The 18,547-nt window shown below is 30.4% G+C and carries 15 protein-coding genes; 4 read left to right on the plus strand and 11 right to left on the minus strand.

Features of this window, described 5'->3' with window-relative positions; all coding sequences use genetic code 11:
- The first annotated feature begins 50 nt into the window (after positions 1-50).
- Positions 51-530 (plus strand): hypothetical protein, encoded by a 480-nt coding sequence (locus BLU40_RS10750; protein WP_090123266.1) that lies wholly within the window; start codon positions 51-53, stop codon positions 528-530.
- Positions 531-655: 125 nt separating this feature from the next.
- On the opposite strand, the gene BLU40_RS10755 is transcribed toward BLU40_RS10750, so the two are convergent.
- From BLU40_RS10755 to BLU40_RS10765, 3 genes are read right to left on the minus strand one after another with little or no spacing between them, the layout of a single operon-like run.
- Complete coding sequence (locus BLU40_RS10755) at positions 656-1,459, minus strand: glucosaminidase domain-containing protein (protein ID WP_090123268.1); 804 nt, start codon at positions 1,457-1,459, stop codon at positions 656-658.
- A 1-nt stretch (position 1,460) separates the two neighbouring features.
- Positions 1,461-2,393, minus strand: a complete 933-nt coding sequence (locus tag BLU40_RS10760; RefSeq protein WP_090123270.1) for a 1-aminocyclopropane-1-carboxylate deaminase/D-cysteine desulfhydrase — start codon at positions 2,391-2,393, stop codon at positions 1,461-1,463.
- Positions 2,384-4,303: an ABC-F family ATP-binding cassette domain-containing protein gene (locus BLU40_RS10765; protein WP_090123272.1), complete on the minus strand. Its 1,920-nt coding sequence runs from the start codon at positions 4,301-4,303 to the stop codon at positions 2,384-2,386. Before BLU40_RS10765 ends, BLU40_RS10760 begins: the two co-directional genes overlap by 10 nt.
- Positions 4,304-4,423: 120 nt before the next feature.
- On the opposite strand from BLU40_RS10765, the gene BLU40_RS10770 reads away from it, so the two are divergent.
- On the plus strand, positions 4,424-4,807 hold the full coding sequence (locus BLU40_RS10770) for a DUF983 domain-containing protein (RefSeq protein WP_090123274.1): 384 nt from the start codon (positions 4,424-4,426) through the stop codon (positions 4,805-4,807).
- Here BLU40_RS10770 and BLU40_RS10775 read toward each other — a convergent pair.
- The 8 genes from BLU40_RS10775 to BLU40_RS10810 all read right to left on the minus strand — a co-directional run bounded on the left by BLU40_RS10775 (position 4,794) and on the right by BLU40_RS10810 (position 15,688).
- Positions 4,794-5,843: an NAD(P)/FAD-dependent oxidoreductase gene (locus tag BLU40_RS10775; protein ID WP_090123276.1), complete on the minus strand. Its 1,050-nt coding sequence runs from the start codon at positions 5,841-5,843 to the stop codon at positions 4,794-4,796. The genes BLU40_RS10770 and BLU40_RS10775 overlap by 14 nt on opposite strands.
- 71 nt (positions 5,844-5,914) lie before the next feature.
- The gene (porN, locus tag BLU40_RS10780) at positions 5,915-6,814 is read right to left on the minus strand and encodes a type IX secretion system ring subunit PorN/GldN (protein ID WP_090123278.1); all 900 of its coding nucleotides are present in this window, start codon (positions 6,812-6,814) and stop codon (positions 5,915-5,917) included.
- A gap of 15 nt (positions 6,815-6,829) precedes the next feature.
- The gene (porM, locus tag BLU40_RS10785) at positions 6,830-8,365 is read right to left on the minus strand and encodes a type IX secretion system motor protein PorM/GldM (RefSeq protein WP_090123280.1); all 1,536 of its coding nucleotides are present in this window, start codon (positions 8,363-8,365) and stop codon (positions 6,830-6,832) included.
- Positions 8,366-8,411: 46 nt separating this feature from the next.
- Complete coding sequence (gene porL, locus BLU40_RS10790; RefSeq protein WP_090123282.1) at positions 8,412-9,062, minus strand: type IX secretion system motor protein PorL/GldL; 651 nt, start codon at positions 9,060-9,062, stop codon at positions 8,412-8,414.
- A 38-nt stretch (positions 9,063-9,100) separates the two neighbouring features.
- Complete coding sequence (gene porK, locus BLU40_RS10795; protein WP_090123284.1) at positions 9,101-10,459, minus strand: T9SS ring complex lipoprotein PorK/GldK; 1,359 nt, start codon at positions 10,457-10,459, stop codon at positions 9,101-9,103.
- 120 nt (positions 10,460-10,579) lie between these two features.
- Entirely contained in the window at positions 10,580-11,740 is a 1,161-nt protein-coding gene (locus tag BLU40_RS10800; RefSeq protein ID WP_090123286.1) for a formimidoylglutamase, read from the minus strand.
- A 49-nt stretch (positions 11,741-11,789) separates the two neighbouring features.
- Positions 11,790-14,273: a type I DNA topoisomerase gene (gene topA / locus BLU40_RS10805; RefSeq protein ID WP_090123288.1), complete on the minus strand. Its 2,484-nt coding sequence runs from the start codon at positions 14,271-14,273 to the stop codon at positions 11,790-11,792.
- Positions 14,274-14,464: 191 nt separating this feature from the next.
- Positions 14,465-15,688: an LVIVD repeat-containing protein gene (locus tag BLU40_RS10810; RefSeq protein WP_090123290.1), complete on the minus strand. Its 1,224-nt coding sequence runs from the start codon at positions 15,686-15,688 to the stop codon at positions 14,465-14,467.
- A 96-nt stretch (positions 15,689-15,784) separates the two neighbouring features.
- On the opposite strand from BLU40_RS10810, the gene miaB reads away from it, so the two are divergent.
- Both miaB and BLU40_RS10820 read left to right on the plus strand, forming a co-directional pair.
- Complete coding sequence (gene miaB / locus BLU40_RS10815; protein WP_245729932.1) at positions 15,785-17,269, plus strand: tRNA (N6-isopentenyl adenosine(37)-C2)-methylthiotransferase MiaB; 1,485 nt, start codon at positions 15,785-15,787, stop codon at positions 17,267-17,269.
- A 6-nt stretch (positions 17,270-17,275) separates the two neighbouring features.
- On the plus strand, positions 17,276-18,514 hold the full coding sequence (locus BLU40_RS10820) for a sigma-54 interaction domain-containing protein (protein WP_090123294.1): 1,239 nt from the start codon (positions 17,276-17,278) through the stop codon (positions 18,512-18,514).
- Positions 18,515-18,547 lie beyond the last annotated feature (33 nt).

Here is an 18,547-nt window from a genome sequence, read left to right on the forward strand (position 1 = left end):
TCATAATACCAAACAAGAATTAATAATAACAATTTTAAAAACATAAAAAAATGAAAAAAGTAATTGGAATTTTAGCACTAGTATTAGTATTTTCTTTATCTGCAAATGCTCAAAAACAAAGACAAGGTCAAAGAATGGGACAAAAAACACAGTTTACTCCTGAACAAATGGCAACACTTCAAACTAAAAAAATGCAATTGCATTTAGATTTAAATGGAACGCAACAAGTTGAAGTTTACAATTTATTAAAAGAAAAAGCTATTGAGCGCAAAGCAAATATGGAAGAAATGAAAGCTAGAAAAGAAAAAGGTGAAAAACCTTCTGATGAAGAAAAATTTAAGTTTATGGAAGCTCGCATAGATAAGCAAATTGCTCATAAAGCTGAAATGAAGAAAATTTTAAATAATGATCAATTCGAAAAATGGGAGAAATTTCAAGCTTTAAACAACCGCAATGGAAAAAAAGGTGGTAAAACGGCAATGAAAGGGAAAAGAGGAAAAAGAGGTCAATTCAAAAAACAACAAAGTTAGAAATAGTTGATATAAACTTTTGAATAAAGTTTAAGTTTGGTTCAAAAAAGCTCTGCAAAAATGCAGAGCTTTTTTTATGATGTATTTTTTATAAAAAAAAGTTTTCAAAAAACTCCTTAGGAATATTATTTTTTTATTCGCAAAATTTGACCAATCGCAATACCATTAGAACTTAATCCATTTAAATTTTTAAGTTCAGCAACAGTTAAACCGTGTTTTCTAGAAATTGAATACAACGTATCACCTTTTATAACCTTATATTCTGTTACCGAATTTACCTTTCTTTTTTTACGCTTAAATTCTTTTCCTAAAACTTGAGTATCGTATTGATGCAAATCATACTTTTCGATCAAAGCAATTAGTTTTGCTGGGTATCTTCTATCTGTTGCGTAGCCAGCCTTACTCAATCCTTTTGCCCAACCAACATAATCTCCTTCATTTAATTTAAATAAACTTGCATAACGCGAACGGCCAACCAAAAATAAAGAATGATCTTTAAACGATTTTGCTGGATCTTTATACTTTCTAAAACATTCTCCTTTGGCATCATCATCGTGGTACACTTTTCCACCTGTCCAACCCTTATGGCATTTAATTCCAAAATGATTATTTGAACGCTGTGTTAATTGACTATGACCACTTCCTGATTCTAAAATTCCTTGTGCCAATGTTATACTTGCAGGAATTTTATAGGTTCGCATTTCATCCATTGCAGTTTTTTTAAACTGATTAATGTATGCAACAGTTCTGTTTTGAATTGGTGTAGTTTTGGTTGTCTTTTTTACAACAACTTTTGGTTGTTCAGTTGTTTTCTTTACAACCACAATTTTTTTATGCTTTGTGGTTTTTTGAGCAACCTTTCTTTTAGATTTGCAACTAGCTAATAAACCTATTATTGCAAAACTATATAGTATATATTTTATTTTCATTTTAATCTATTTGGGGTAAATTTTTCTTTTTCAAAATTGTATTCATACCATCAATGCCTTGTAAACCACCGGTATGAATAGCTAAAATTTTAGTTCCTTTAGCAAAATAATCTTTTTTTATTAAATCAACAATTCCAAACAGCATTTTACCCGTATAAATTGGATCTAGCGGAATTTTTATTTCAGCTTTAAACTTATTTATAAAATTTATTAATTCTTCTGATACTTTACCATAACCTCCGAAACTATAATTAGTATCTAAACTCCAATTTTTAGTAGTTATTACATATTTTTTTATTTCATTTTGAAGAAAATCTCCTTTTAAAGCTGGAAACCCTATAACTTTTTGATGAGGAGCTAACGAGTTTATCAAGCCAGAAATTGTTCCTCCAGTTCCAATTGAAGAACAAACAACATCGTATTTTAAATCTTCTTCAATTAAAATTTCTTCACAACCTTTTACAGCTAAATTATTAGTTCCACCTTCTGGAACTAAATAAAAATCACCAAATTTATCTTTTAATTTTTGAATAAATGCTGAAGTAGTTTTTGTTCTATAATCGCTACGTGAAACAAATTCAAACTTCATTTTATGTTCTGCAGCAAATTTTAATGTTGGATTCGTAGCTAATACTTCATCTAACTTATTCGCTAATTCATCTCCTCGAATAACGCCAATTACATTAAAACCAAATTCAAAACCTGCAGCGGCAGCAGCAGCAATATGATTAGAAAAAGCACCTCCAAACGTTAATAATGTATGATGTTTTAAACGTTTAGCTTCTTCTAAATTGTATTTAAGTTTTCGATATTTATTACCCGAAATAAAATGATGTAATTCATCTTCACGTTTTACAAAAAGTTGAACATCCTTACCTTCTATTTCTGAAAAATAAACTTCTTGAATTCTACTATGTTTATTCTTTAAGAACAATTCGCTACTTTTTCTTCAATTTCAGACCATTCTTCCATCAACTCTTCTACCTTGTTTTTCTTTTGCTTGTAATTTTCAAAAAAATCGGGTTCTGCTGAAGTTTTTTCATAATCTTCAGCTAAAGCTGCGTCCATTTCTAAAATTTCTTTTTCAACAGCATCTATTTGATTCTCTATTTTCGAAAGCTGATTTTTCAATCGTTTTAATTGCTTTTCTTCTTCTCTAGAAAGTTTATGAGCCTCTTTTTTAGCATTATCTGGCTTTTTTTCAACAACAGTTCTTTTTTCTGCTTCTCTTAAATTTTCAATTTTGTGCTGTTCTAAAAAATAATCAATATCTCCTAAATACTCCTTTATAACTTTATCTTTAAAACCATAAACTGTAGTAGATAAGCCTTGTAAAAAATCTCTATCGTGCGAAACCAAAATAAGTGTACCATTAAACTTCTTTAACGCTTCTTTTAATACATTTTTCGAAGCTATATCTAAGTGGTTTGTTGGCTCATCCATAATTAGCACGTTAAAAGGCGATAATAAAAGTTTACACAATGCCAATCTATTTCGTTCCCCTCCAGAAAGTACTTTTGCTTTTTTATCAACTGCTTCACCACTAAATAAAAATGCTCCCAACATATCTCTAACTCTAGCACGGTTTGAGTCTGTTGCTGCTTCTTCCATAATTTCCAAAACTGTTTGTTCTGGTTCTAGATATTCCGATTGATTTTGAGCAAAATACCCAATTTCAACATTATGCCCTAGCTTTAAATGACCACCATACTCAATTTCACCAACTAAAATTTTAGCTAACGTAGATTTTCCTTGACCGTTTTGACCTACAAACGCAATTTTACTATTTCTTTCAATTAATAAATCAACATTTTCAAGTACGTGTTTATCTCCATAACTTTTAGATAAATCTTCAGCTTCAACAACAATTTTACCTGGCTCTTTAGAAATTTGAAAACGAACATTCATTACAGCATTGTCATCGTTATCAACCTCTATTCGTTCAACCTTATCTAGCTTTTTAATTAAAGATTGAGCCATTGATGCTTTATTGGCCTTTGCTCTAAACTTATCTATTAATTGTTGCGTTGCCTTTATTTCTTTTTCTTGATTTTTTTGAGCTTGTAATTGCTTTTCCTTTATTTCTCCACGCAATAATAAAAACTGCGAATACGGTTTTTTGTAATCGTAAATTTGACCTAATGAAATTTCAATAGTTCTGTTAGTTACATTATCTAAAAACATTTTATCGTGAGAAACTAATACAACTGCACCTGAATAATTTTTTAAGAAATTCTCTAACCAAATAATAGATTCAATGTCTAAGTGATTGGTAGGCTCATCTAATAATAAAATATCGTTATTTTGAAGTAACAATTTTGCTAATTCAATTCGCATTCTCCAACCTCCAGAAAATGTATCGGTTAATTTTCCAAAATCTTCTCTTTGAAAACCAAGACCTTGAAGAATTTTCTCAGTGTTTCCTTTATAATTATAACCTCCTAATAACTCGTACCTATGCGTAACTTCATTAACCGCCACCATTAAATCGTGGTAGTATTCACTTTCATAATCTGTTCTTTCGGCTAATTCGGCATTAATTTCATCTAGCTTAACTTCTAGCTTTTTAATTTCATCAAAAGCTTGATAAGCTTCTTCTAAAATTGTTCTTCCAGCAACAAAATCAATATCCTGTCGTAAAAAGCCAATACGAATATCTTTATCAAATGCCATAGTTCCACCAGAACTTTCAATATCTTTTGAAATAACTTTTAAAAGTGTAGATTTTCCTGCTCCATTTTTTCCTATCAACCCTATTCTATCACCTTTATTTAATTTAAAAGTAATTCCTGAAAACAAATCAGATCCGGCAAATGAAACCGTTAAATTGTGTACGTTAAGCATTTAAGTTTAATTTTATGTAATTTTGTGTTTTTCGCAAAATTCTTGCAAATTTACTATAATTTTAGTTGGTACTCAATTAAAGTTTTTAAATTGAACTTTCTAAATAATCAATAGCTAGCAATGATAAAAAAAGGAACAAAACTTTATAGTGTTTTATTTAACAAATGTCCTCAATGCCATGAAGGTGATTTTATGGTTGAAAAAAATATGTTCAACTTAAAAAAAGCTTTTAAAATGAATGAAACTTGTAGCCACTGTAATTTAAAATATACTATGGAACCTTCGTTTTTTTATGGAGCTATGTATGTAAATTATGGTTTAACTGTTGGTGTTAGCATTATTACCTTTATAATTTCGACTATGGTTTTTAATCTTAACCTGTTAGAAAGTTTTATTCCAATTGTAATTATGCTACTTTTAACTGCCCCAATTTCTATTAGACTTTCTCGTATTATTTGGATTAACATTTTTGTTAGCTACAATCCAAAATTTAAAAAAGTTTAGCAAAACGATTTATTGAAACATCACTAGTAATCTCTGCATTAAATTCTAAATGATTATAAAGCATATTAGCCATTGTTGGTGCAATTATTACACCTCGCGTACCTAAACCGTTTAAAACAGCTAAATTGGTATGTAATGGATGTTTTCCTATTATCGGTCTTCTGTCATTTATAGTTGGTCTAATTCCAGCTAAATGATCTACAATTTTATAAGGCACATTTATAAAAGTATCTAATTTAGATACCAATTCAAACTTTCCTTCTTTAGTTGGGACTTTGGTTTTATCTTTCCAATTAAACGTGGCACCAACTTTATATAAATTATCTCCCAGAGGCATAACAAAAACAGCTGCTTTAACTAAAAAATCTACATTTAAATTTGGAGCGTAAATAGTTAATAATTCACCTTTTGCTTCTTGCATTGGTAACTTATTAAAAAACGGATTTTGTTTTAATCCAAAACCTTCGCAGAAAACTATTTTTTTTGCTGAAATAGATTCGTAAATAATACCATCTTCCTTTTGCTCTATGGCATTATGCTTAAATTCTTGCTTAATTAATAAGTTGTTTTCTAACAAATAATTTCTGTAATCTTTAATTAATTGGTTCGAATCTATTCGCCCTGTATTTACCAATTTACCAAAACCATATTCAGATTCTATGCCTTTGTATTTTTTTTGAATAAGATCTACTGACATATATGGTGATAGCTTTGGTTTATCGCTCGCTACAAACCAGTTGTTTTGCTCTTCAATAGATTTAAATATTCTATAAATGTCTACTTTGTAATGATATTTTTTTTTGAATTGTTTCTCTAACTCTGCATAAAAAGGCAACGCAGTTTCAATCTGTTCAATACCATTCCAAACTGGCGTAAACCTTTTTAAAATTACTGGATTGTACATTCCTCCAGCAACCAAAGATGAGTTTTGAGACTCATTTTCAAAAACAACAAAGGTTTTTTTATTTTTTTCTAACTCTTTAACAAACGCCAAACCAGCTAATCCTAAACCAACAATAATATAATCTACATTCATAAACATTCTTATTTGAAACAAAAAACTCCTACCAAAAGGTAAGAGTTTTTTGTTTTATATACTTAGAATTACTAGTAATTCCACATATCTAATTCTTTGTTTCTTATTTCGTCTTTAATCTTATTCGATTCAAGAACTTGGAATAAAGCATTACCTTTTACATAATGAGCAACATCTCTATCTCCGTAAATATTTTCTTCTCTATAAATAATTGAATTAAATCTACGAGCGTTTAATAAATGATCATAAGAAATTGGATATGCAGAATTCTTTTGGTTGAATACTTTCATATTGTGCATAATTTTTCTTGTTGAAGGATACCAAACCCAAAACAATGCTAATTGTTCACTTATATCCATATCATCTCTACCCATAGTTTGCACATCTGGTGCAACTGGAGCTAGAGCTAACAATCTATACTTTAACTCACCTTGACGTTTATCAAAATACCAAAGCCCTTTAACTTTAAAACCTTCGATATCTTGAGATGTTAAGTTAATTCTATCAATATATTCATCAATATTAGTGTTCCCAGCATTTAATTCATCAAAACCAGCATCAGTAGTATCCACTCTTTGAAGTTTCACAGCAATTTCTGCTTTTGTCATTTTTGCTGTAAAATAAGAATCATCATAAATTTCTGTTATCTCACCTGCTTTGATTCCTCTTAATAAAGTGTCAAATAATGAACGTCTATTCATTGAAACATTTGTAGTGTCAACTGGGTAATACAGTGGTAAATTTATTCTTTCATTTAAATCAATATACTCCCAAACTACTTTAGACCATAAAATATCTCTATCATCAATATAGCCATAATCTAATGGTTTATCATTATCATATGCCAATTGACCAGCTGATTTTTTACCTATTTCAGAAGGATTTTTAGCATTCAATAAATTTGATTGCGCCATAGTAACTTGACACAACATTAATGCTAAAATAAATATCCCAATGCTTTTCTTGTTCATCACTTTGAATTTTTATTATTGAATTTCTACACTTACAGGAGAAGCTGGTTTAATTCTATAACCAGAGTTTCCTGAAATAGTTGATTTTATATCAAAAAGAGTTACAACATCACCTCTTTTGGCTTTGCTAATAGCTTTTTGAGCTTGTACATTCATTCTGCTTCCTCTAACAACTACAGCAGATTGACCTGGTACTTTTACAGTAAAACCAGTTGTACTTAATTTTAAATCGAAATCAAAATCTGCCAATTCTACACCCACTGTTGCCTTACCTAAGCTTGTTTTAGGCATTTTAATATGACCACTTTGTTTTCTTATAGTTCCTCTTGGAGAAGGAATATCTTTAATTCTAAATTTTTGAGATGAGCTAACTTTTTGTCCATTAGGTAAAGTTCCTGAAACATTAATTGTAACCTCTCTACCAGAACTAGGTGTCATAATATATTTACCAGAACCACTTCCTTTTCTTAAACCAGAACCAGTTGCAGTAACTTTATTATCTGGAATACCAGGAATTGAAATAGTCATAGGGTTTACAACACCTCTATAAACTACATTCATTTTATCTGCTGAAATAACAGCACTGTTAGGTTTTGGGATTACGGCATAAGAACTGTTAATCTCAATTTCAACAGGCTCTCCGTTCTCTATAAAAACAAACTTTCCTTTTATATCTCTTTCTCCTACACTTCCAGCTGGAAACTCTAAAATAGCACCACCATCTTCAATTTTAGTAACTTTTCGTCCGTTTACTACAACTTCAGAAGGTTTTAAAGAGGCATCGTATCTACCCAATACAATTTTACCCTTAAAATTCTCTCCTTGGAAAAAGGCTGATTTTTCTGGAATTAAAATTGTTTTATAGTTAGACATTGAAACATCACTCTCTAACTGACCACCTAATAGGTTACTAAAAATCTCAGATTGAGTTGTTTTAATATCAGTTTGCATGGCAGTTAAATTGGTTACTGTAGAAATTAAAGGAAAACCTTCATATCTATTGTTTAACCATGGTTGTAGTTTAATACCATCTTTTATTTCTTGATCTGATGTATCGAATCTTTTATTAATTGAAGCCTTTAATGGACTTTTATCTCCTAATAACTCAATTATAGAATTTCTATAACCATTAATGTTATCTAAAAACTTTTGACCTTCATCTGTAGGTTTATTATTTTTAAAGAAATACTCATCAACTAAGTTAGATTGATCCATTGTCTCATAATCTGTCTTATCTTCTTTTCCTTCTAAAAAGAAAGTTTTTTGAGATTCTAAATAAGTATTAAAATCGTTAGACAGTGTATTTACTTTTGAAGCAATTTCATATAAACTTTTATATTTTTCTGGTTGCTCAGAAGCTTTAGTTGCTAAATTATCAAGTACATCTTGATTTTTAGTTGTTGCTGTTATATTGTTTTCAATTAATTTTTCATTCATATAACCAAATGCAGACAAAACTTCCTTAGACATATTCATTGCTAACATAGCAATAAAAACTAAGTACATTAAGTTAATCATTTTCTGCCTTGGTGATAATTTACCTGAAGCCATATTTAATTAGTTTTAGTGGTTAATAATATATTTGACATTAAACTAATTAATTGTTTTTAGGTGCCATAGCAGAAAGCATACCTCCATAAACTCCGTTTAAAGAAGATAAATTTGAAGTTAAAGATTCCATTTGCTCTTTTAGTTTACCAGCATTTTCGGCAACTTGTTCGTTTACCTCAGCTTGTCTACTTGTACTTTCTAACTGAACTTTATATAAACTATTTAAAGATTCCATTTGTGCAGCAGCCATTGATAGTTGCTCGCTATATTTATTTGTTGCTGCTATAGAGTCAACTGCTGGGGCTATATTATCAGCTGCTCCTTTAAAATTTTGGATGCTTTCTCCTAAGCTCTCCATTAAACCAGCATCAAGCTTAGCCTCTTTTAACATATCGTCTAATTTTTGAGACAACATACTTTGAGCTTCACCAGCCTCTTTCATTTCTTTATTTTTTCTCATTCCACCAGCTAATTCAGGGTAAACAAGAGACCAATCTAAGTCATCTTCTACTGGTTCAAATGCTGATATTGCAAATATAATAGCTTCAGTAATTAAACCAATTGCTAACATTACTCCTCCTGTTAAAGGTCCAATACTAAAGTGAGTAAGTTTAAACAGTGCTCCAATAATTACAATTGATGCTCCAAGCCCATAGGCCATATTAAACATTTTTTTAGTAGATTTAGACTGTGCCATAATAATTTTTATTTTAAAGTTTTAGGTTGATTTTGTTTTTATTGTCCAGTAATTGTTGTCCCTAAGAAGTCTTGAACTGTTCTAAATCCAATATAACTTCTAGCTGAATCAGCATATTCATAATCTCTTGTACTTACTTGTAAAAAGTAAGCAACATCTTTCCAGGATCCTCCTCTAATTACTTTTCTTCTATTATCGTTTATTTCAACATTTGGGTTCATTGTAGAACCAATATAGTATGATGCTTCGCTATACGCAGTGTTTGTCCATTCAGAAACGTTACCTGCCATATTATATAATCCATAATCGTTTGCATTGTACGATTTTGCTTCCATAGTGTATAACGCACCATCTACAGCATAATCTCCTCTACTAGGTTTAAAGTTTGCTAAAAAGCAACCTCTATCACTTGTTGTATAAGGACCACCCCAAGGGTAAGTTGCAAATTCTAGGCCTCCACGAGCGGCATACTCCCACTCAGCTTCTGTAGCTAATCTAAAGTAAGGAACTGAACTAGGGTTCTTTTTAGATTTTAAGTAGTCATTTTTCTTTTTAGTTCTCCAACTACAAAAAGCTTTTGCTTGTCCCCAAGAAACACCTACTACAGGATAATCATTATAAGCTTGGTGATAAAAATAATCTTGGTGCATTGGATCATTATACGAGTAGTTAAAATCTTTTACCCAAACTGTTGTATCTGGATATACTTCAACAACTTCACTTTTTATAAAGTCTTTTCTTTCTCCATTACTTCTTGCAGCAGCTTCTTGATCTAACCAAGAGTGTCTGAATTTTAATTTTTTAGTATCTAAAATTCTAGTTCCATCAAAACTATCTCCAATTGGGATATACATAGAATCCATTACTTCAGAATAATATACATCTGGAAATTCATTTGTTTCCCAAATTAAATCCTCTTCCCAGCTTAAAGCTCTTCCTTGTAAAGGAGAATTTACATCACCTAAGCTACCATAATTATCCATCATGTATTTTTCATATGGACTCATATTGGCTGTATCTTGATTTTTAAATTGATAATCTGGCAAAATTATATTAGCATCATCAGACATTAATTCTGAAAACAAAGCTAGTTCAGTTCTTACAATTGAATCACGAACCCAGACAACAAATTCTTTATATTCAGAATTTGTTATTTCTGTTTCATCCATATAATATGGACGAACGGTTACTGTTCTTGTAGGTGAGTTTAATGCTCCTGCAATATCCTCATCTTCTTTACCCATGGTAAATGAACCACCTGGAATAAGAGTCATTCCTACTGGTTTTTGTGAATGCCATTTGGTTTTTGATCTAACACCCATTAATTCTCCTTGGTCGTTAGAACCGCAGCTATACACTAGTAATGCTAATAAAATATACAATGATATTTTCTTCATAATAATTTTCTTATTTCTAGATAGGCAAACCTATTACTATTTATTTTAAAAAACAATATTTTCTTTTAATCTGTTAAAACTATAAAAATCTTAGTTAAGTATTAAATAATTACTAAATAACTAAACTAATTTTTTCAATGTTCTTATCCATCGATCAGGTATTTCTTGGTTTGTTGCACTAATATAATCTTGGTATGTACAAGGTATTAACGCATGTCTTTTAAATTTATTATTCTCATTTAAACTAATTTCCATCCACCATCTTCCACTCTTATTACTTTTATGAAAATTCAATACTTGATCGTCTATTGGAACAATATATTTTTTATAATTATCCTTTGTTCCAAACGGATAATCATTTGCTCTATAATTAACACCTTCAATAAAATACCAAATAATTTGCGCTATTAATTGAGCTGTTTGAGTTTTAGCATCTAACTTTTTATTATACTCATATATTCCAAACGAAGATACTTTATCGCTTATTCCTGCATACCTTGCAATCGCACACATATCTGCTCCACTTAAACCATTTGGAGTTCCGTTATTATTTGCTGGTGCTTCCACATTTTTAATGGCAGAAAGGTCTAAGCTTACAATATCTGCATCTCTTAGAACTGGTTCAACAATTTTTATATCGTTAAATACTTCTCCTAATCTATAAGTGTCGAAAAACAAATTATCAAGTAAAGCTATTTCGTCTTGAGAATTAAAGTATGTTTGATAACCAATATTTGTAAAGTTGAATAAATTATTAGGCTCATTCATTACAATTTTACTTAAATATGAATTAGAGTTTAATTCTTCTTCAATAGATCCTAAATTAAATTTATTATCAATAGAAACTAAATTTACTGTTTGCTCTAATTTATCGTAAGCTCTATAATTGGCGTATGTTAAGTCTTGACCACCACCAATAATAATAGGTATAATTTTATTTCTTATTAAATATGAAATTATTTCACCTAAAGCAAAGTAAGTGTCTTCAATAGTATTTCCTTGAGGAATATCTCCTAAATCGGCAACTTGAATTGGCCAATTTCCAGGATATAATTTATAAAGTTCTTTTCTAATTTCATCTAAATTATCTCCCGTTCCGTAATTACCAACAGCTGCTCTACCTTCATTAACACCTACAATTGCTATTTTTTTATTTGATAATTCTGGGAAACCAGAAGACATAGAGTTAATTTCAATACATTTCCCAAATGTTTGATTTGATTGCATTTTAGCATGTGCTAAAAGTGCCTCATCTACAGGTTTTAAGTATTCGAAATTCATTAATAGGGGTTACTTTTTTCTCTTTCGGGTTGCCAAGTTACTAAAAAAATTATTTTTTCTTCGTTTTTCTCTTAGCTGGTTTTTTCTTTTTTGTGTTTTTTTCGATAATTCCTTTAACTTCTTCCAAAGTTAATTTAGCTGCATCAACAGTTTTTGGTAATTCAATTTTGGTTTTTCCTTTTAAAATATTTGAGCGTCCCCAACGTGCTTTTTCTACACGAATACCTTCTTCTTCCCAATTATGAATTACTTTTTCTATTTCTTTTCGTTTTTTATCTTCAATTAATTCAACAATATTATCGAAAGTTAAATTATCGAAATCGTATTTTTTGTTTACATTAATAAACATACTATTCCATTTTATAAATGGACCAAATCTACCAACTCCTTTTTGAACTGGTAAATTTTCGTATTCTGCAACAGGAGCATCAGCTTCACGTTTTTCTTCAATCAATTCAATAGATCTATCCAAATCAATTGTCATTGGGTTTTCTCCTCTTGGAATTGACACATACATAGTATCAAACTTTACATAAGGTCCAAATCTACCATTTGCTACAATTACATCTATATCTTCATAAGTACCAATTGTTTTAGGTAACTTAAATAGTTCTAATGCTTCTTCGTAAGTAATTGAAGTTAATGTTTGCTCTCCTTGTAAACTTGCAAAACGTGGCTTTTCTTCATCTGTTGCCTCGCCAATTTGAACCATAGCTCCAAATCTACCCAACCTAGCATATACGTTTTTACCACTTTCTGGATCTACACCTAATAAACGTTCTCCTGTAGCTCTACTTGCATTTTGAGAAACATCTTCAACCAATGGGTTAAAAGTTCCATAAAACTCTTTTATCATTGAAATCCAATCTTCTTTACCTGCTGCAATTTCATCAAACTCATTTTCTACTTTGGCTGTAAAACCAAAATCTAATACTCCTGAAAAGTTTGCTACTAAAAAGTCGTTTACAATATTTCCAATATCTGTTGGCACTAACTTTCCTTTATCCGCACCTACTTTTTCTGTTAACGTTTTATCTTCAACAATACCATTAGATAATTCTAATTGGCAATAATTTCTTTCAACGCCTTCAACAGTTCCTTTTACAATATACTCTCTACGCTGAATTGTTGAAATTGTTGGTGCATATGTAGATGGACGTCCAATACCTAATTCTTCTAATTGCTTTACTAAAGAAGCCTCTGTAAATCTATAAGGTGCTTTTGTATAACGTTCTGTTGCTGTAATAAAGTTATCGGTTACTGTTTCTCCTATTTTTAAGTTAGGCAGCATTCCTGCCTGCTCTTCATCTTCATTATCGTTTCCTTCTAAATATACTTTTAAAAACCCTTCAAACTTTATCATTTCACCATTTGCTGTAAAAATCTTTTTATTGTTTGAATTTGAAACTCTTACGTTTGTACGCTCCAATTGAGCATCACTCATTTGAGATGCTACTGTTCTTTTCCAAATTAAATCGTACAACCTATCTTGGTCATAATCTACCGAAACAGTATGTGTACTCATATTTGTAGGTCTAATGGCTTCGTGGGCTTCTTGCGCTCCTTTAGATTTTGTACTAAAGTTTCTTGGATGGCTATACTCCTCTCCATATGAAGAAATAATTTCTTCTTGCGCATTGTTTTTAGCATCGTCAGATAAGTTTACACTATCTGTTCTCATATAAGTAATTAAACCAGCTTCATATAAACGTTGCGCCATCATCATGGTTTTGGCTACCGGAAAATATAATTTTCTAGCTGCTTCTTGTTGCAATGTTGAAGTTGTAAAAGGTGCTGCTGGAGATTTTTTTGCAGGTTTTTTTTGTAAATCTGCAATTTTAAAATCTGCATCTATGCAAGAATTTAAAAAATCTGATGCTTCTTTTTTAGTTTTAAAATTTGAAGGTAATGTAGCTCTAAACTTTTTACCATCTTCTGAAAGAAATTCAGCGACTACCTTATAAGATTCTACTGGTTTAAAAGCTTCAATAGATCTTTCTCTTTCTACAATTAACCTAACTGCAACCGATTGCACTCTACCTGCAGATAAACCTCCTTTTACTTTTCTCCAAAGTACTGGCGACAATTTATAACCAACTAACCTATCTAAAACTCTACGAGCTTGCTGTGCGTTAACTAAGTTATAATCAATTGCTCTAGGATTTTCTACTGCTTTTAAAATTGCTTTTTTAGTAATTTCATGAAAAACAATTCTTTTAGTAGCATCATCTTTCAACTTTAATTGCTCAAATAAATGCCAAGCAATTGCTTCTCCTTCACGATCCTCATCAGATGCTAACCAAACAGTATCGGCTTTTTTTGCTAAAGATTTTAATTTTTTTACTACTGCTTTTTTATCTGTTGAAACTTCATAATTTGGTAAAAAATCACCATCTACATTTATCCCAATTTCATTTGAAGGCAAGTCCGCAATATGTCCAAAACTAGACTCAACTTGATAATCTTTTCCTAAAAACTTCTCAATTGTTTTTGCTTTTGCTGGTGACTCTACTATAACTAAATTCTTCGCCATAAATACTATATTTCAACAAGTTACCCTTTTAAAACGCCTATTATAAAAGGTTTTTTCCTTAGATTTTTGATTGCAAAAGTATGTAGATTTTTTTTAACTTTACAAAATAATATGTACCTGACAAGAAAAAATTTCTAAAAAAAGAAAAAATTCCACCTCACATTTCAACCAATAAAAAAGCTAAAATAAGTTTAGTTTAGATTAAATGTACTTAATAAGTTTAAACCTGATTCTTGATAAGAATATTGATATAAAACTCCATCTCCTATCATTAATAAATTTGAAGCTAACGGAATTACATCGTACGTATTGATGTTTTCAAAATGATTCAACAGTTTTAAATCTTGAACATTACTCTTATCATATACTTTTAAACCAGAATCACCATCGCAAATAAAAACTTTTTCATCTTTAACACCTAAACCGTAAGGACTATCCATTAAATAGGATTTTTCTAATACCGGATTTTTTAAATCTTCAATATTTACAATTTGTAAACTGCTATCAAAAGCACCACATAAATTACCCGCTCTTAAAGTAATATAAGCATATTTATCATCTACCACTACAGGATCGCAGGCAGTACCGTGTTGAAATTCAGAAATAAAAGTTGGTGTACTTGGGTTCGAAATATTGTAGATATACATTCCAGACATGCTACCTATAAATAAATGATCGTCTTTATTAAAAATAGTTTCAATGTCAAATCCCGCATGAACACTTTCTAACTTTTTAGGTTCATCTAAATTTTGAATACCAAACACATTTATATTGTGACTATCTACAACATATAAATAATCTTCAACAATTTTAAATCGAGCCAATGACCCACCAGTTCCAACATTAGAAGCTTCTGCTGTTGCAAAAACCATATCATCGATATAATAACTGGTTTCGTTTTTTAACCTTTTCTCTTTTGTAATTACCCAATCTACCGGCAAACTTTCTTGAGTATTAAATGAAGACCAATCTACATCATCTGCTCCTTCAGGAATATTGTAGTAATAATAAAATACATCTTTTAAAATATTTACCTGTTTAATATTGTCAATATTCGAAATATCAAACACAACTAAATCAACCAAACTATTTGCATACAATTTATTGTCTTTTACAGAAATATCTACATTACCAGGAATATTTAAAAACCCAATCTTTTTAGGATTTTCTGGATTTCTATTATCTATAATATGCACACCTTTATTTGCATCATTTACAAAAACATAATAATTATAGGTGTAAATTTTACCAGACTCTTCAATTTCTCTTGGAGGTAACAAATTGAATGAAGCTCTAATTTCACTCAAATCCATTAAAACAGGAGTAGCTAAGTTATAATATTCATATTCTTCATTTTCATCACAAGAAACCAGCACCAAAAAATAGAACACAACTAAAAAGTAAAGCTTTTTCATAATATTATTTTAAATTAAAATACATAAAGGCTTAAAAATACGCATTTTATTTAATCTACTTGCTTTAAATTCTGATCTTGTTAAAATTCTGCCAATATGTCATATTTATCATTTTTTGGTTATATCTTTGCAATCCAACAAAATAATATGGGTAACGAAAAAGTTATAATAGAAAAAAATCAAGGTCAAGCATTATTAACCGAGAAAAAAGAAGGCAACGCAAAAAAGGTTTACCTTGAAAGTTATGGTTGCTCAATGAATTTAAATGATAGTGAGATTGTTGCTTCAATTCTTTCTGAAGAAGGCTACAACACTACACATTTAATGGAGGAAGCTGATTTGGTATTAGTTAATACCTGCTCTATTAGAGAAAAGGCAGAACAAACTGTTAGAAAACGTTTAGAAAAATATAACGCTGTAAAAAGAATTAATCCAACTATGAAAGTTGGAGTTTTAGGTTGTATGGCCGAACGTTTAAAAGCTAAGTTTTTAGAAGAAGAAAAAATTGTTGATTTAGTTGTTGGGCCAGATGCTTATAGAGATTTACCTAACCTTTTAGCAGAAGTTGATTCTGGTAGAGATGCTGTTAATGTTATTCTTTCCAAAGAAGAAACCTACGGAGATGTATCACCTGTTAGACTTAACAGTAACGGTGTATCTGCTTTTGTATCCATAACTCGTGGTTGCGATAATATGTGTACATTTTGCGTTGTGCCATTTACAAGAGGACGAGAACGAAGTAGAGATCCAAAGAGCATTATTGAAGAAATTAGAGATTTAGTAAATAAAAACTATAAAGAAATTACGCTTTTAGGTCAAAATGTAGATAGTTACCTATGGTATGGTGGTGGATTAAAAAAAGACTTTAAAAATGCTTCTGAAATTGCCAAAGCAACCGCTGTTGATTTTGCTCAGCTTTTAGACATGTCTGCAAAGGAATTTCCAAATACTCGTTTCCGTTTTTCTACATCTAACCCTCAAGATATGAGTGTTGATGTTATACATGTAATGGCTAAACACAAAAACATATGTAAATACTTACACTTGCCAGTACAATCTGGTAGCACTAGTGTTTTAAAAAGAATGAATAGACAGCACACCAGAGAAGAGTACATTGAATTAATTGATACTGTAAGAGAATTAATTCCTGAATGTTCTATTTCTCAAGATATGATTGCTGGTTTTTGTGGAGAAACAGAAGAAGAACATCAAGAAACTTTAAGTTTATTAGAATACGTAAAATACGATTTTGGTTTTATGTATGCATATTCTGAAAGACCTGGAACACCTGCCGAAAAACGTATGGAAGACGATGTTCCTTTAGCTACTAAAAAAAGAAGATTAGCCGAAATAATTGAATTGCAAAGAAAACACGGCCATTCAAAAATTAAACAATTTGTTGGTCAAACTGTAGAAGTACTTATTGAAGGATCTTCAAAAAAATCTGATGCACATTGGAAAGGTAGAAATACGCAAAATGCAACTGTTATATTTCCAAAAGGAGATGAAAAAGTTGGAGATTTTGTAAATATCTATATTGAAGATTGCACCTCTGCTACACTATTAGGAAAAAGAAAATAAAATACTATGGAATCACTTCAGGTTATAAAACAACGTTTTGGAATTATTGGTAATGATGTACATCTTAATTTAGCGCTTGAAAAAGCAATTAGGGTTGCTCCAACTGATATTTCGGTGTTGGTAACTGGAGAAAGTGGAGTTGGAAAAGAAAATATTCCGAAAATAATACACAATTTATCGCACCGTAAACATGCAAAATATATTGCTGTAAACTGTGGTGCTATTCCAGAAGGAACTATAGATAGTGAACTTTTTGGGCACGAAAAAGGTGCATTTACAGGAGCAACTTCAACAAGAAAAGGTTATTTTGAAGTAGCTGATGGAGGAACTATTTTTTTAGATGAAGTTGGAGAATTGCCACTTACAACCCAAGTTCGTTTACTTAGAGTTCTAGAAAATGGTGAGTTTATTAAAGTTGGATCATCGCAAGTTCAAAAAACAAATGTTAGAATTGTTGCCGCTACCAATTTAAATATGCCACAAGCAATTAGTAAAGGTAAATTTCGAGAAGATTTATTTTATCGATTAAGCACAATAGATATTCAATTACCTCCTTTAAGAGATAGAGCTGGAGATATTCATTTATTATTTAGAAAATTTGCTTCAGATTTTGCTCAAAAATACAGCATGCCAACTATTCGATTAACTGAAGAAGCTATTAAAGTTTTAATGAATTACAACTATCCTGGTAATATTAGACAGTTAAGAAACATTGCTGAACAAATTTCTGTAGTTGAAGAAGAACGCTTAATTACACCACAACGTTTAGTTAATTATTTACCAGGTAAAGGCTCAAACCTACCTTCGGTAATTGATCAACATAAATCGAATAGCGATTTTGCGAATGAACGAGAAATTATGTACAAAATTTTGTTCGATATGCGAAATGACATTAACGACCTAAAAAAATTAACGCTAGACTTAATGAAAAGCGAAGATACTGTTAAGGTTAAGGAAGAAAACAAACAATTAATTCAAAAGATATATAGCGAAGAAAAACCAATTGAACCTCAATTTAATAATGAAGTTGAAGTAGTTAGGTATGACAACGATTTTAAAGAGCCAACCAATTACGAATACGCCGAAACTATAGATGAAGATGAAAACCTATCTATTCAAGAAAAAGAAATTGAGTTAATCAAAAAATCTTTAGAACGTAATAACAACAAACGAAAACTTGCAGCAAAAGAGCTTGGAATTTCAGAAAGAACACTATACCGTAAAATAAAACAGTACGATTTATAGTTTAATTACTAAATTTGGCTAATTCAAAAAAAA

Origin of the sequence: Lutibacter oricola, from assembly GCF_900106565.1 — a bacterium.
Classification (GTDB): domain Bacteria; phylum Bacteroidota; class Bacteroidia; order Flavobacteriales; family Flavobacteriaceae; genus Lutibacter; species Lutibacter oricola.

Excerpts from the sequence above, each read along its gene's own strand:
- BLU40_RS10750 (WP_090123266.1), top strand. The coding sequence starts at position 51 with ATGAAAAAAGTAATTGGAATTTTAGCACTAGTATTAGTATTTTCTTTA.
- BLU40_RS10810 (WP_090123290.1), bottom strand. The coding sequence starts at position 15,688 with ATGAAAAAGCTTTACTTTTTAGTTGTGTTCTATTTTTTGGTGCTGGTT.
- BLU40_RS10765 (WP_090123272.1), bottom strand. The coding sequence starts at position 4,303 with ATGCTTAACGTACACAATTTAACGGTTTCATTTGCCGGATCTGATTTG.
- BLU40_RS10800 (WP_090123286.1), bottom strand. The coding sequence starts at position 11,740 with ATGAATTTCGAATACTTAAAACCTGTAGATGAGGCACTTTTAGCACAT.
- BLU40_RS10820 (WP_090123294.1), top strand. The coding sequence starts at position 17,276 with ATGGAATCACTTCAGGTTATAAAACAACGTTTTGGAATTATTGGTAAT.
- BLU40_RS10770 (WP_090123274.1), top strand. The coding sequence starts at position 4,424 with ATGATAAAAAAAGGAACAAAACTTTATAGTGTTTTATTTAACAAATGT.
- topA (WP_090123288.1), bottom strand. The coding sequence starts at position 14,273 with ATGGCGAAGAATTTAGTTATAGTAGAGTCACCAGCAAAAGCAAAAACA.
- porK (WP_090123284.1), bottom strand. The coding sequence starts at position 10,459 with ATGAAGAAAATATCATTGTATATTTTATTAGCATTACTAGTGTATAGC.
- porM (WP_090123280.1), bottom strand. The coding sequence starts at position 8,365 with ATGGCTTCAGGTAAATTATCACCAAGGCAGAAAATGATTAACTTAATG.
- miaB (WP_245729932.1), top strand. The coding sequence starts at position 15,785 with ATGTCATATTTATCATTTTTTGGTTATATCTTTGCAATCCAACAAAAT.
- BLU40_RS10775 (WP_090123276.1), bottom strand. The coding sequence starts at position 5,843 with ATGAATGTAGATTATATTATTGTTGGTTTAGGATTAGCTGGTTTGGCG.
- BLU40_RS10755 (WP_090123268.1), bottom strand. The coding sequence starts at position 1,459 with ATGAAAATAAAATATATACTATATAGTTTTGCAATAATAGGTTTATTA.
- porL (WP_090123282.1), bottom strand. The coding sequence starts at position 9,062 with ATGGCACAGTCTAAATCTACTAAAAAAATGTTTAATATGGCCTATGGG.
- porN (WP_090123278.1), bottom strand. The coding sequence starts at position 6,814 with ATGAACAAGAAAAGCATTGGGATATTTATTTTAGCATTAATGTTGTGT.